At 73.5% G+C, this 12,914-nt stretch carries 12 protein-coding genes; 3 read left to right on the top strand and 9 right to left on the bottom strand.

Annotated features, from left to right (window positions below):
• Nucleotides 1–21: 21 nt before the first annotated feature.
• The 3 genes from LNK82_RS39645 to LNK82_RS39655 all read right to left on the bottom strand — a co-directional run bounded on the left by LNK82_RS39645 (nt 22) and on the right by LNK82_RS39655 (nt 4,476).
• A complete protein-coding gene (locus tag LNK82_RS39645; RefSeq protein WP_230572012.1) occupies nt 22–1,203 on the bottom strand; it encodes a hypothetical protein in 1,182 nt (393 codons plus the stop codon).
• 77 nt (nt 1,204–1,280) lie between these two features.
• Nucleotides 1,281–2,726 carry a class I adenylate-forming enzyme family protein gene (locus tag LNK82_RS39650; RefSeq protein WP_230572013.1) on the bottom strand — a complete coding sequence of 482 codons (1,446 nt, stop codon included), beginning with the start codon at nt 2,724–2,726 and terminating at the stop codon, nt 1,281–1,283.
• Between the two features lie 40 nt (nt 2,727–2,766).
• Complete coding sequence (locus LNK82_RS39655) at nt 2,767–4,476, bottom strand: glycosyltransferase (protein WP_230572014.1); 1,710 nt, start codon at nt 4,474–4,476, stop codon at nt 2,767–2,769.
• Between the two features lie 288 nt (nt 4,477–4,764).
• Here LNK82_RS39655 and LNK82_RS39660 point away from each other — a divergent pair, with 288 nt between their 5' ends.
• Complete coding sequence (locus LNK82_RS39660; RefSeq protein WP_372470775.1) at nt 4,765–5,628, top strand: alpha/beta fold hydrolase; 864 nt, start codon at nt 4,765–4,767, stop codon at nt 5,626–5,628.
• Here LNK82_RS39660 and LNK82_RS39665 read toward each other — a convergent pair.
• Together LNK82_RS39665 and dacB are read right to left on the bottom strand one after the other, a co-directional pair.
• A complete protein-coding gene (locus LNK82_RS39665) occupies nt 5,618–6,778 on the bottom strand; it encodes a serine hydrolase domain-containing protein (RefSeq protein ID WP_230572016.1) in 1,161 nt (386 codons plus the stop codon). The two genes, LNK82_RS39660 and LNK82_RS39665, sit on opposite strands and share 11 nt — an antisense overlap.
• Nucleotides 6,775–8,346, bottom strand: a complete 1,572-nt coding sequence (dacB, locus tag LNK82_RS39670; RefSeq protein WP_230572017.1) for a D-alanyl-D-alanine carboxypeptidase/D-alanyl-D-alanine endopeptidase — start codon at nt 8,344–8,346, stop codon at nt 6,775–6,777. The genes LNK82_RS39665 and dacB overlap by 4 nt, the downstream gene beginning before the upstream one ends.
• A 117-nt stretch (nt 8,347–8,463) precedes the next feature.
• On the opposite strand from dacB, the gene LNK82_RS39675 reads away from it, so the two are divergent.
• The gene (locus LNK82_RS39675) at nt 8,464–9,120 is read left to right on the top strand and encodes a response regulator transcription factor (protein ID WP_230572018.1); all 657 of its coding nucleotides are present in this window, start codon (nt 8,464–8,466) and stop codon (nt 9,118–9,120) included.
• Nucleotides 9,117–10,283, top strand: a complete 1,167-nt coding sequence (locus tag LNK82_RS39680; RefSeq protein WP_230572019.1) for a sensor histidine kinase — start codon at nt 9,117–9,119, stop codon at nt 10,281–10,283. Before LNK82_RS39675 ends, LNK82_RS39680 begins: the two co-directional genes overlap by 4 nt.
• Here LNK82_RS39680 and LNK82_RS39685 read toward each other — a convergent pair.
• The 4 genes from LNK82_RS39685 to LNK82_RS39700 are packed head-to-tail and all read right to left on the bottom strand — an operon-like array spanning nt 10,247 to nt 12,785.
• Complete coding sequence (locus tag LNK82_RS39685; RefSeq protein ID WP_230572020.1) at nt 10,247–10,726, bottom strand: SitI3 family protein; 480 nt, start codon at nt 10,724–10,726, stop codon at nt 10,247–10,249. The genes LNK82_RS39680 and LNK82_RS39685 overlap by 37 nt on opposite strands.
• 21 nt (nt 10,727–10,747) lie before the next feature.
• Nucleotides 10,748–11,992 (bottom strand): CdiA C-terminal domain-containing protein, encoded by a 1,245-nt coding sequence (locus LNK82_RS48040; protein ID WP_230572021.1) that lies wholly within the window; start codon nt 11,990–11,992, stop codon nt 10,748–10,750.
• Nucleotides 11,989–12,300 carry a type VII secretion target gene (locus tag LNK82_RS39695; RefSeq protein WP_230572022.1) on the bottom strand — a complete coding sequence of 104 codons (312 nt, stop codon included), beginning with the start codon at nt 12,298–12,300 and terminating at the stop codon, nt 11,989–11,991. The genes LNK82_RS48040 and LNK82_RS39695 overlap by 4 nt, the downstream gene beginning before the upstream one ends.
• 14 nt (nt 12,301–12,314) lie before the next feature.
• A complete protein-coding gene (locus tag LNK82_RS39700; RefSeq protein ID WP_230572023.1) occupies nt 12,315–12,785 on the bottom strand; it encodes a YbaB/EbfC family nucleoid-associated protein in 471 nt (156 codons plus the stop codon).
• Between the last annotated feature and the right edge of the window lie 129 nt (nt 12,786–12,914).

A 12,914-nucleotide genomic window follows, 5' to 3' on the forward strand; every position in this document is an offset into this window, starting at 1 on the left:
CGAACCTATGCGGTCAGAGCACTAGAGAGGCCCGGTCGGGCGACGACCGTTCGTGAATTCGGCGACCTGCTCGGGGGTGAACGGCGGGTCGAGCAGGTCGGCCCGGAGGGCGTGGCAGCGGAACATGTCGGCGATGTAGTGCATCCGGTCGGGCAGGTCGGACCAGTCGCGGGCGGCGGTGTCGAGGAGGCTGTCGGAGGTCGGGTCGACGGTCGCCAGCAGCGCGAGCAGCTCGGGGTGCGACAGCCGGGCGAGCAGCGGCGGGAACCGGGCGGGGAGGTCCTCGCCGAGGTCGAGCACGTCGCCGCCCGGCAGGGCCAGCGTCATCAGGTGCTCGGTGACCGCTCGCCGGACCAGCGCACGGGCGAGCTCGGCCAGGTGCTCGCCGGCCAGGCGCACGGGCGTGCGTCGGCCGAGCACGGTCAGCAGCACGCGCCGCAGCCACTTGACCACGCGGTTGCCGGGCAGCAGCAGGTCGAGCAGCCGTCGTTCGAGCTCGCCCGGGTCGATGACCGGCGCCTGGAGCGCGGCGGTGATCTCCGGTTGGAGGCGGGTCTGCTCGTGCAGGCCGATCTCGACGTTGGCCAGGAGCAGGAGCTCGGCCCGCTCCTTCTCCTCGACCGCGGACATCGCCTGGTGGTAGCGGGTGAACGCCTGTCGCAGGTAGCGCTGGCCCTCGGGCGGCTCGCCGGGGCGCAGCGCGGCGCAGAACGCGTCGACGTCGTCGGCGGACTCGACCAGGAAGCGGGCGAACTCGCGGGCGATCTCCTCGAAGACCTTCAGGTTCCCGCGCGCCGCGGCGTCACCGGCGGCGTCGAGCCGGGCGGTGGTCAGCACGGCCTGGCGCACCAGCCGCTCGGCGTTGCCGAGGACGTGGCCCGGGACGGCCCGCCGCAGGCTGCGCACCAGCAGGTCCACGGCGGCAGCCGCCTCGGGCGAGGACTCCAGCATCCGCTCCAGCGTGCGGGCCAGGTCTTCCTGCCGGATGGTCCGGCCGACCTGCTTTGACGCCCACACGGCGAACGTGCACCAGTTCGCGGACCCGCCGGTGCGGTCGGCCAGCGCCCGGGACAGCTCGTGGTAGCAGTGGGTGATCAGGAGGTTGCGGACGACGGGGTCGGCGTGCGCGGCGATCCGGTCGACGTCGCCGACCGTGGGCGGGACGCCGCCGGGTGCCCGCACATCGCCACTGGTTCGCGTCATGGGTGGTCGACCTCTCTGCCCGGGGTGTACACGTGATTCGTCGTCACGAGGGCGACGAATGTGACACCCGATCCGGGTCAGGGTCGCCAGGTCCGCACGACGTGGCGGCGCAGCTTGCCCGAGCCGGTGCGCGGCAGGGCGGGCACGAAGACGACCCCGCGCGGGACCTTGTACGCGGTCAGGTGCCGGCGGGCCAGGGCGACCAGCTCGTCGGCCAGGTCGGCGTCGTCGAGCGTGCCGTCGACACGGACGACGTAGGCGCGCAGTTGGACCGATCCGTCGTCGTTGGCGACCGCGCAGACCGCCGCTTCACGCACCAGGTCGTGACTGGCCAGGAGGTGTTCGACCGCCAACGGGTGGATCTTGATGCCGCCCACGTTCTCGATGTCGTCCAGGCGACCGGTGACGGTCACGTAGCCGTCGTGGTCGATCGAGGCCAGGTCGCCGGTGGCGTACCAGTCGTCGGTGCGCTTCGCCGTGCCGTCCTCGTGGACGCCGAGCGTGATCGTCGGGCCGCGCACCTGGAGGCGGCCGACCACGTCCGGCTCGACGGGGCGGCCCTGGTCGTCCGCCACGCGCACTTCGTACGGCGGCAGGGGACGTCCCGCGGTGCCGACGCGGCGCGCCGACCGGGTGTTGTGGGTGAACGCCTGGCCGACCTCCGTGGTGCCGATGCCGTTGAGGAGGCGGTCGCCGAGGACCTCCATCAGGCGTTCTTCGAGCGCGGTGGAGAGGACTTCGCCACCGGTCGCGGCGATGCGCAGCTTCGCCAGGCGGTCGCTGCCGGGGTGGGCGATGAGCCTGCCGTAGAACGTCGGCACGGCGAACAGGGCGGTGACGTCGTACTTGTCCACGATCGCCAGCACGTCGTCCACCAGCGGCGCCTCCGGGTTCAGCACCACGCGGCTGCCGCTGAGCAGCGGGAAGAACAGGGAATTGCTCAAGCCGTAGGCGAAGTACATCTTGGACACCGAGTGCACGACGTCGTCCGGCCCCAGTTCCAGCGCGGGCACGGCGAACGAGCGGTGGTGGATGACCGGGTCGCCGTGCAGCTGCGGGCACAGGCGGGGCACGCCGGTCGTGCCCGAGGTGAACGTCGCGTACACTTGGTCGTCGACCGCACGCGGCACGACGGGGATCGGCTCCGCGCCGTCGAGCTCGGCGAAGGTGGTCACCGGGAACCCGGCCGCCGAGAAGCCCGGTCGGCCGACGACCAGGGCAGGCCCGGCGGCACGCAGCACGTGGCGCAGTTCGTCGGGGTGCAGCCGGGGATTGACCGGCACGGCCACGGCGCCCGCGTGCGCGGCGCCGAGGAACGCCAGGACGAAGTCCGGCCCGTCGTCGAGCACGAGCGCGACCCGGTCGCCCGGCCGCACCCCGGCACCGGCCAGGGCCCCGGCGACGCGGCCCGCACCGGCGTACACCTCGGCGTGCGTCAGCACGGCGCCGTCGACCTCGTAGGCGGGCCGGTCCAGCCAGCCCCCGGCGTCGGCTCCGGCGCGCAGCACGTCGACCAGGTTCATCCCAGGCCCTTCCTGCTCGGGCCGCCCGAGGGCGGGAACGTCACGGGGTCGTGCGGAGCGCGGCCACTTCCGAACGCCACTCCAGCACCACGTCGAACAGGCCGGCGACGGCGTCCAGCTCGGTCAACGGCGCCGGTCCGCCGCGCAGCGCGCCGACGAAGTCCGCGTACGCGCCGCTCACCGGCGGCGCCACCAGGTCCGCGGCCGCACCCGTGGTGGAGAAGTGGAACCGGGGTTCGCCCCAGCCGAGCTCGATCGTCCCGGTCACCCCGCCCGCCACGGCCTCGGCCCGCACCCGGGACCGGGTCGCCTCGACGGTCCGCACGTCGGTCACGTGCACGCCGAGCACCCGTTCTACGGCGTCCAGCGCGTCCGGGCCGAGTTCGGTGACGACGTCGTGGCCCTCGGGCCGGTCCAGGCGCACCGCGAAGCCCTCGGTCCCGCCTTCGGCGACGGCCTTGCCCAACTCGACCAACTCCGGGTGGTGCGCCCAGGGCAGGTCGACCGAACACCGGCCGGACGCCTGGCGCGCGGCCTCGACCAGGCGTGCCAGTTCGTCCACGGCGCGCTTGCCCAGCAGCACGTGCAGGCCTCGGCGCAACGCGGTCAGCACCGCCGCCGTGTCCGGCGCACCCACCACGACACCCTCCGCCGGAACGGTCTCCACCAGTCGTGCGCCGTCACGCAACGCCCACGGCGCACCGTGCACGCGTGCGGCGGTCAGCAGCGCGCGCACATCGGGATCGGCCACGCCGACCACGCGCACGCCGCGCACCGCCGGCACCGCGTCCGTGCCGACGACCAGGACGCGCACGTCGGCGGGTTCGGCGGTGGCCAGCGCGCGGTCGCTGGCGAAGAAGCTGAGGTCGGCCGAGGCGGGATCCGGGTCGCGCGGCGCCGACACGCGCGGCCGGTCGAGGTCGGAGTAGTCCTTCTCGACCGGCACCCACGCCAGGTCTGCGGCCGGGTGCGCCGGACCGGTCGCGAAGACCTCGGCCCACCGGCTGCGGATCACCCGCATGTGGCGCTTCCAGATGGGCAGCTTGTCGTGGCCGACGTGGTTGAACGTGGTGCCCTCGAAGTGCCGCATCGCCACGGACCCGACGTAGCGCAGCCGTTCGCCGTCGGCACGCAGGCGGCAGCACAGGTCGACGTCCTCGCACAGCGAGACCGGGTCGAACGACTCGTCGAACCCGCCGACCCGGCGGAACGAGCTGTGCCGCACCATCAGCGCGGCGGTGGGCGCCCACGACTGGTCGCGGTGCGCGCGGTGCTCCGCGCCGAGGGGCTTGCCCCGCCCGACGGGTCCGATGTGGCCGTCGACGGTGGACGCGCCGCCCGCGCACTGCACCAGCTCCCGGTCGCCGGGGTAGAGCAGCAACGGCGACACCGCGCCGAGCCCGGGATCGGCGGCCAGTTCGGCGGCCAGCACCTCGACCACGTCGGGGTCGTCGACGAGCACGTCGTTGTCCAGGAAGAACAGGAACTCGCCGCGGGCCACCGCCGCGCCGACGTTGCGCCGTTCGCTGCCGCCGCGGTCGTCCTCGTGGCGCAGGACCGTGAGCGCGCGGGGGTGGTCGAGCGCGGCCAGGTGCTCGGCGGTGCCGTCGTCGGAACCGTTGTCCACCACCACGATCTCGAACTCGCCGGACGCGCGGGCGAGCGAGGCCAACGCCCGGCGCGTGTACTCCAGGCGGTTGCGGACCAACATGACGACCGAGACCAGGCCCGGTACCGGGGTCGGGTTCACACTGCGCCCTTCACCGACGGGGATCGCCAAGACGCGGCACCGCGCTGCGCCGGTCGAGCACGACATGGGTGGGGTGGTGCCCGCGCGCGGCGGTGGCATCGCCGCCGACCGCCTCGTCGGTCGTGCATTCCACTATGGTGGAATCCGACCGCGGTGAATCAGTGGTGGTCGTGCGGAAAATCGGTGACGACCACCCGCCTGCCGGCGATCTGGATCGTTACCGGCGCTGATCGTAGAGGGTGTTCGTTCGGCGCGCCAGCCCGTGACTCGGACTTCCGAAGGGAAACCGTGGACGACGTCGCCGACCTCGCGTTATCCGGGTGCACGCCTTACTTCCTCAATGATCACGAACAAAAGCGTGAGCCCATTCGGACGGCATTGTTCTGCCATGCGGCGGGCTTTACCGGCCTCCTTTGGCGGTCGTGTGTGAAAAACCTGCGGACGCCGTTGCGCGCCGCCGCCCTCGACCTGCGCGGCCACGGTGGCGCGCCGCCGTTGGCCGAGGACGCGGACTGGGGCGTCTTCGCCGCCGACGTCCTCGACGCCGCTCGCGCGCTGGCCGCCGGCCCGCTGATCGGCGTCGGCCACTCGTTGGGCGCGACGTCGTTGCTGCTGGCCGAAGCACGGGCGCCGGGCACGTTCGACCTGCTGGTCTGCTTCGAGCCGATCCTCGCGACCCGGCACGACCCGGCCTTCGCCGAGGCGGCGGCCCGGCGGCGCGCGGTGTTCCCGTCCCGGGCCGACGCGCTGGCCCGGTGGTCCGCCCGGCCGCCGCTGTCCGGGCTCGCGCCGGAGGTCCTCGCCGACTACGTCGAGTCGGGGCTGGCCGAGGAGCCGGACGGCCGGGTGCGGTTGCGGTGCGCGCCGGAGGTGGAAGCGCAGCTGTTCCGGACCGCGATCTCGTGCCCGTGGCGGGAGGCGTTGCCGTCGGTGCGGTGCCCCACGGTGCTCCTGCGCGGCGGCGAGTCGGTGGTGGTGAGCGGCGACTCGCTCGCGGCGGCGTGCGCCGAACTGCCCGCGGGACGGGTGGCCGAGGTGCCGGACCTGGACCACCTGGGTCCGCTGGTGCGGCCCGGCGCGTTCGCCGAAGTCCTCGACGGGCTGCTCGCGGACTTCCGCGACCAGCCCGCCTCCCGCGGGACTACGCCGTGACGAGTTGGCGGGCCAGGCCGACGATCGGGTTGACGCTGGTGTCGTAGTTGCTCACCACGATCACCACCCAGCCGAGGTCGGGGTGCACGTCCAGCCGGGTGGCCGCGCCGGGACCGCTGCCGGAGTGCCCGATGACCCGCCGGCCGTTGGTGACCGTGTGGCGGAACCCGTAGCCGTAGAACTCGGCCTGGCCGGGCGGGTCCGCCGGCGGCAGGGCGACCTTGCCGCCGGTGACGAGTCCGGTGAACGCCGGGCCGAGCAGCTCGTCGGCGGTGAGCGCGCGGGCGAAGGCGAGCAGGTCGGACGCGGTGGCGTACGCGCCGCCCGCCGGGCCGTAGCTGAACGGCGCGTGCGGCGTGGTGATGAAGTCGCCGCGGGCGCCGGAGGGCAGCGTCCAGTAGGGCCGGGCGATGGTGTCGTCGGTCTGCACGCGCGGTCGGCCGTGGAAGTCGGCGCGGGACATCCCGGCGGGGCGGAAGACGTGCCGGCGGACGTAGTCGAACACGGACTGCCCGGACACCCGTGCCACGATCGCACCGAGCACGAAGAACCCGTCGTTGCTGTAGGTGTGGCGGGTGCCGGGCGCGAACTGCCGCGGTGTGCGGCGGATGATCGCCATGGTTCCGTCCTGGACCTCGTCGAGGCTGGTCCACTCCAGACCCTGCGGTGGGCCGACGCCGAGAGCGGGCCTGCCGATGCCGGACGTGTGGGTCAGCAGGTGGTGCACGGTGACGGTGTCGGCGATCTCGGCGGGGAAGCCGTCGAGGTGGGCGCCGAGGGTGTCGTGGAACGTCATCCGGCCCTGCTGCACCAGTTGCGCGATGGCCACCGCGATGAAGGTCTTCGTGATCGACGCGAGGCAGAAGACGGTGTCGGGGCCGTTGGGCAGCCGCCGTTCCCGGTTGGCCAGGCCGTGCGAGCGCAGCAGCACGGGTCGGCCGCGGTGGGCGAGCAGCACCGTGCCGGAGAACTCGTCCCGCGCGGCCCGTTCTGCGACGAACCGGTCGAAGGCCCCGCCGGGGCGCAGGTCTTTCGGCGCGGCGGTGTCGGCCGAACCGGGTGTGGCGTCGGCCGATCGAGGTGCGGCCACGAGCGCGCCACCGGCCAGCGCGCCGAGCAGGACGGATCGTCGTGACGTCGGACGGGTCATCGCGGGCTCCTGGCGAACGTCTCGTACACGGCGGTGGCGATCTCGGCCATCGCCTCCTGCGCCTGGCCGGCGAGGCCGTGGCCGGTGCCCGAGGCCGTCTCCTGCGCCATGAACTGGGCGAAGGTGAGCCACCGGCCGTTCGGCAGCTCGATGTACCCGGCGAGGGCTTTGTGGACCGACGCGCCGCCGTTCGGCGCGCTCATGACACCGGTGCCGGTCTTGGCGTAGACGTGGCCCGCGGCCGGCGACGTCGGCTGGTTGCCGCCGATGGTGCCGTCCCGGCCCATGATGGGCAGCGCCCGGTGGTAGCGGTCGAAGTGCGGCCGTTCCTTCATGTGCGCCAGGAACTTGGTGAACGTGCGCGCGGTGTACTTGCCGTCCGCCGCGCCGACCGGGTCCGGGTCCAGGCCCGCGGCGCGGAACAGCTCGCGCCGGTACCGCTGGTACGTCGCCTTCGAGGTGACCGGGTCACGCCCCGCGATCGCGCCCACCAGGTACGGGAACGTGACGGTGTGCACGTTGGAGCTGGCCTTGAGCATCACCTTCACCTCCTCCGCCAACGGCACCGAGACGTGCTCGGCCAGCGGGGCGCCCCGCCACTCGGGCGCGGCCTCCGCCGACACACCGCCCCGCACGCGCACACCGTGCTCGCGCAGCGCTTCGGCGAACACCGTGGCGGCGAACAGCGACGGGCTCGGCACGAAGTACGCCACGTGCCGCGGCGGTCCGCCCAGCGCGACGTCGCCGGTGACCGTGGCGGTGTGGGTGCCGTCGGGGTGCGTGACGTCGTCGGTGACCTTGAGCGGGCGGACCGGTCCCGCCGCGGGCACCGTCGTGACCTGGCTCGTGAAGCGCACGTAGCCGGTGTCCGGCGCCGCCCGCACGACGGCCGGCGCACCGGCGGTGGCGCCGGGCGTCACGACGGCGTGCACGACGTGGTCGTTGACCATCATCGGCGACACCGTGATTTCGGCGCCGCCCAGCGCGATCCCTTCCCGCGCCTCGCGGAACAGCGAGGTGTCCACCACGACCCGGCCCTCGACGTGCCGGACGCCCGCCGCCACCTGCCGCGCCAGGTCGCGGATCTCCCGCAGCGGGTCCGGCAGCGCGGTGCCGCCCGGGTAGGTGGGGTCGGGTTCGGGCACGGCCGGCGTGCCGTCCGGTCGGGTGCGGCCGGACAGCAGCAGGTCGCCGCCCGCCACCAGCACCAGGTCGCCGCGGAGCACCCCGCGCACGACCGGGCCCGTCCGGTGCGCCCTGGTGCGGAACCGGTGGTCGGGGCCGAGCGCTTCGAACGCCGTGCCGGCGATGAAGACCTTGAACGCCGACGCCGCGACGAACAACTCGTCCGGGCTCATCGCGTAGAGGACTTCACCGGTGTCGGGCGCGTGGAAGGCCATGCCCCACCGGGATCGGGCGAACGCGGGACGGTGGACGATCGCCCGGATCCGCGCCTCCAGCGCGGGCGCCGAGGCGTGGGCCGTGCCGCCGAACACGCCGGTCGCGGCCAGCGGCACGGCGCCCAGCACGCCGAGCACAGTCCGCCTCGACGGTGTGGTCCCGGTCATCACGTCTCCCATCGACGAGCGGTGTGCGGTCGTGGTCAGTACTACCGGCCGACCCCGATGGGGAACCGATCACGCGGCCATACGTGTTCCATAGGTCCGGGCTGCGACACTGCGCCGGTGCGGGTGCTGCTGGTGGAGGACGAACAGCCGCTGGCCGGTTACATCGCCGCCGGGCTGCGCAAGCACGGCTGCGCGGTCGACGTCGCGCTGGACGGCCGCACGGCCCTGGAGAAGGTCGACCTGGCCCCGTACGACGTGGTGGTGCTGGACCGCGACCTGCCGGTGGTGCACGGGGACACCGTGTGCCGGCGGGTGGCCGAGCTCGGCACCTCGCGGATCCTGATGCTGACCGCGTCCGGCGCGGTGCAGGACCGGGTGGACGGGCTCGGCCTCGGCGCGGACGACTACCTGGGCAAGCCGTTCGCGTTCACCGAGCTGGTCGCCCGCGTGCGCGCCCTGGCCCGCCGCACCGGCCCCGCCCGGCCGGCGGTGCTGCGCGCGGCCGACGTCGTGCTCGACCCTGCCCGGCGCACCGTCGAGCGCGGTGGCCGGCTGCTGCACCTGACCCCGAAGGAGTTCGGTGTGCTGGAACAACTCCTGGCCGCCGGCGGCGCGGTGGTGAGCGCGGAGGCGTTGCTGGACAAGGTGTGGGACGAGCACGCCGACCCGTTCACCAATGCGGTGCGGATCACCGTGGGCACGTTGCGGCGCAAGCTCGGCGAGCCGCCGGTCGTCCACACCGTGACCGGCGCGGGTTACCGGATCGAGCCGTGAAGGTGCCGGTCTCCGCCCGAGGGCGGCTCGCGATCCTCTACACCGCACTGGTCTTCGCCGCCGGGGTGGTGCTCGCCGCGCTCACGTACGTCCTCGTGCGCCGCGGTCTGGAGGGCCGGCCGAAGCTGCTCATCACGTTCGGCGGCACCGGAGAGCGGCCCCCGGCCGAGGCGGCGGCGGCGTTCGAGACCATCGACCGGCTGCACGACGAGATCCTGGCGCAGCTGCTGACCCGGTCCGCGATCGCCCTCGCGGTCGTCACCCTGCTCGCCGCCGTGCTCGGTTGGCTGGTGGCGGGGCGGGTGCTGCGGCCGATCCGGGCCATCTCCGGCACCGCCCGGCGGCTGTCGGCGGAGAACCTGTCCGAACGGGTGCCGGTGACCACGCCCGCGGACGAGCTGGCCACGTTGGCGGACACGGTGAACGGCATGCTCGACCGCATCCAGTCGGGCATCGCCGACCGCGACCGGCTGCTGCACGGTCAACGCATGTTCGTCGCCAACGCCGCCCACGAGCTGCGCACACCGCTGACCACCATGCGCACCGCCATCGACGTGACGCTCGACGGCCGTCCCGGCGTCGACGAGCTGCTGGTCATGGCCGGTGACGTGCGCGACGCGATCGTGCACAGCCAACGCACGCTGGACGGCCTGCTCACCCTGGCCCGCTGCCACACCGGGCCGGCCAGGCAGCACGCGATCGACCTGGCGGACGTCGTGGCCGACCTCGTCGACCTCGCGCCCGGGGACGTCGAGCTGCGCACCGACCTGTGCCCGGCGCCGATCACCGGCGACCCCGTCCTGCTGGACCGCATGGTCGGCAACCTGGTCGACAACGCCGTGCGCTACAACGACAAGGGCGGCCACGTCACCGTGACCACCGGCACGACCGCCGGGCACGCCCGGCTGCGCATCGCCAACACCGGCCCGCACGTCGACCCGGACGCGGTGGACGAGCTGTTCGAACCATTCGTCCGCGGGACGGCGACGCACACCCGCGCCGACGGCCCGGGGCTGGGCCTCGGCCTGTCGATCGTGCGCGCCGTCGTGGAGGCGCACGGCGGCCGGCTGTTGAACACCGCGCGTCCGACCGGCGGCTTGGACATCACCGCGCTGTTCCCGACAGCTCACTCCTCCGGGAACACCGTGGTCTCGCGGCGGTAGGGCCGGCCGAGGAGGGCGAGGCGGTCGGGCGGCCAGAGGTCGTCGCGGTCGTTGAGCAGCAGCTCACCGCCGCGTCGCACCAGCCAGATCGTCTCGAAGTCGTGGTGCAGCACCGCGTCGCCCGGGACCCTAGCCAGCAGCCCGGCCGTCAGGCGGACGACTTCGCCCTGCTGGCGGCCGATGTCGGTCTTGGCCAAGCGGTAGGCGACGCGCGCGGTGGGCGTGGCGCCCAGGACGTCCAACACCGGGTTCCACGGCTTGGGCTTGTCCTCCACGACGCGCAACCACGTGCCGCCGGTCGTCACCGCGTCCTCGCCGAGCAAGCGGTGGCCGGTGACGACCGGGTCGAGCAGCCCGGCGGCGACGCCGACGTCGCGCAACGCGTCGGCGACCTGCCCGACCGGGTGCGGCGTGGCGAGCGCGAGACTGTACGAAATGGACACTGGGCAATCCTCTGTCGCGGGCTACGGGTACAAGTGAACCACGGCGCCGTTCTTGTCGATGACGATGACTTCCTTCAGGCCCTCGATCGGCCAGTCGTGCATCTGGCGGCGCAGCACGTCCACGTCGACCGGGCTGTCGGCGAGGTTGACCACGACCCGGTCGGTCTGGCCGTCCTCGACCTTCTCCGCGATCCGGCTGTGGATGTTGCGCGGACTGCTCGTGACCGGCGCGATGTTGTCGAAGATCCGGCCCTCGATCCGGTAGTCCGGGTTCTTGGCTCCCGGGACGTGCGGGTTCTGCTCGACGTCGTACCCGGCCCGGGCGAGGGTGGTCGCCGACTCGTTCTCCCGTTGCAGCGACCGCTTGGTGTCCGCGTCGTGCTTCGGGTCGATCTCGGTGCGCGTCCCGCCGGGCTCGGCGTCCGGGTCGGGGGAGCGGGACGGCCCGGTGGGTCCGTCGCCGCTCGGCGTCGGCTTCTTGCCGGGGCCCTCCGGCGGCTTCCCGCCGTTGCCGCCGCGCCGCAGGTCGTCCATCTTCTTGCGGATCTGCTTGAACAGCTCGCCCAGGCGGCGCAGCAGGGGCATCAGCTTCTGCATGGTGCGCACGAGCTGCTTGACGAGCTGCGCGATCCGCGCCGCCCACTTGGCGGCGGCGGCCGAGGCCTGGACCGCGGCGGCGGGCAGGCCGATGATGGTCAGCGCTTCCGCCGCCCACACCGCCAGGCGTCCCACCAGGTCGGCGATCAGGTCGCGCACCGTCTCGCGGACCACGCCGACGACCACGCCGGCCAGCTCCACCGCGCTGCCGAGACCGGAGGCGGCCTGGGCCGCCGCGCCGATCACCGCCACGGTGTCGGCGGCGCGGGCGCGGTAGGCGTCGGCCGCCTTGCCCGCCCACGCGGCGGTGTCCGCGGTGTGCTCGGCGCCGTACGCGGTGTGCACCTCGCCGACGGCGGTCGCGATGTTCTTCCACGTCCGGGAGTGCGCCGCCACGACGTCGGCGTTGCCCGCGAGCTTGTCCAGCGCCTCCCTCAGCGGACCCACGTGCTCGATGATGAACGAGACGAGGCTGGAGGCCACCGAGCCGAACGGGTCCATGACGACGCTCAGCGCTTCCAGGCCGGTGCCCGCCGCGCCCAGCCCGATGTCGACCCAGTTGCCGCTCTCGATGCCCTGCACCAGGTCGCTGACCGATTCGGCGATGCCGATGCCGGTGTAGGACCGGGTCGAGTCGCGCACCGGCGCGACCAACGGGTTGCCGGTCACCGCAGGCCGCCTTCGATGGCGGCGAAGCCGCGCACGGCCGCCGCGTCCTCGGCGTCGTAGTCGTCGGCCGTGTGGCGCAGGTTCTCGGCCACGGCCCCGAGGCCTTCGCGGGCGGCCTTGAGCGCCTCGTGCGCGAGGGCTTCCACGTCGTTGAACAACGGCGGCAGGAACTGGCAGATGACGCCGTAGGCGCCGTCGGGCATCACCTGTGCCGCGGCGTCCGCCGCGGTGCCCAGGCTCGCCGCGTGGGCGTCGACCTTGCCCGCGTGGGCGCGAAGGTCGCCGCCGATCACCTCGAAGCCGGCCATGATCCCCCTTCGGATCAGCTCTGGTCGAAGACGGAGTCCTCACCGAAGTCGTCGTGGTCGGTCGGCCTGCGCCGCGGCGGCTCGGTGGGCGGGTCGGGTTCGCCCGGCCCGGCGAACTTCTGCGCGTAGTAGCCCGCGATCCGCTCGGCGCCTTCGTCACCGAGGGTGTCGCCGGCGATCTCGCGGACGCGCGAGGTGATCTGGGCCTTCGCCCGGTCCAGCGCGATCAGCAGCTGGCGGCTCAGCTCGTCGGGCGTGCCGCGGGCGAACTGGTCGGTGAACCGGGCGTCGACGAGCGCGCCGTCGGCGTCCACGGTGACCGTGACGACGCCGTTCGGGCTGGTGGCGCTGATCCGCACGCCGTCGACCCGCTGCTGGAGCTCCTGGTACCGCTCGGCCTTGCGCTCGAACGTGGCGACCCACGCGTCCAAGCCGCGTTCGACCTCGGCTGGGTCGCCGCCGACTAAGTCACCCGGCACGGTCATGGGTCGACCATACCGACGGATCGCCCTCTGTGGGCCCGAAACGGTGTGCGGACAGCGCAGTGGGGGGGGGGGGGGGGGGGGGCGCGGGCCCCCCCCCCCCCGGGGGGAGGGGGGGGGTGTGTTTTGTGT

This window comes from Saccharothrix luteola (assembly GCF_020859565.1).
GTDB classification, from domain to species: domain Bacteria; phylum Actinomycetota; class Actinomycetes; order Mycobacteriales; family Pseudonocardiaceae; genus Actinosynnema; species Actinosynnema luteola.

Bases quoted from the DNA above. Each gene is read 5' to 3' on its own strand.
- dacB (WP_230572017.1), bottom strand. From the start codon at position 8,346: ATGACCGGGACCACACCGTCGAGGCGGACTGTGCTCGGCGTGCTGGGC.
- LNK82_RS39700 (WP_230572023.1), bottom strand. From the start codon at position 12,785: ATGACCGTGCCGGGTGACTTAGTCGGCGGCGACCCAGCCGAGGTCGAA.
- LNK82_RS39695 (WP_230572022.1), bottom strand. From the start codon at position 12,300: ATGGCCGGCTTCGAGGTGATCGGCGGCGACCTTCGCGCCCACGCGGGC.
- LNK82_RS39645 (WP_230572012.1), bottom strand. From the start codon at position 1,203: ATGACGCGAACCAGTGGCGATGTGCGGGCACCCGGCGGCGTCCCGCCC.
- LNK82_RS39665 (WP_230572016.1), bottom strand. From the start codon at position 6,778: ATGACCCGTCCGACGTCACGACGATCCGTCCTGCTCGGCGCGCTGGCC.
- LNK82_RS39650 (WP_230572013.1), bottom strand. From the start codon at position 2,726: ATGAACCTGGTCGACGTGCTGCGCGCCGGAGCCGACGCCGGGGGCTGG.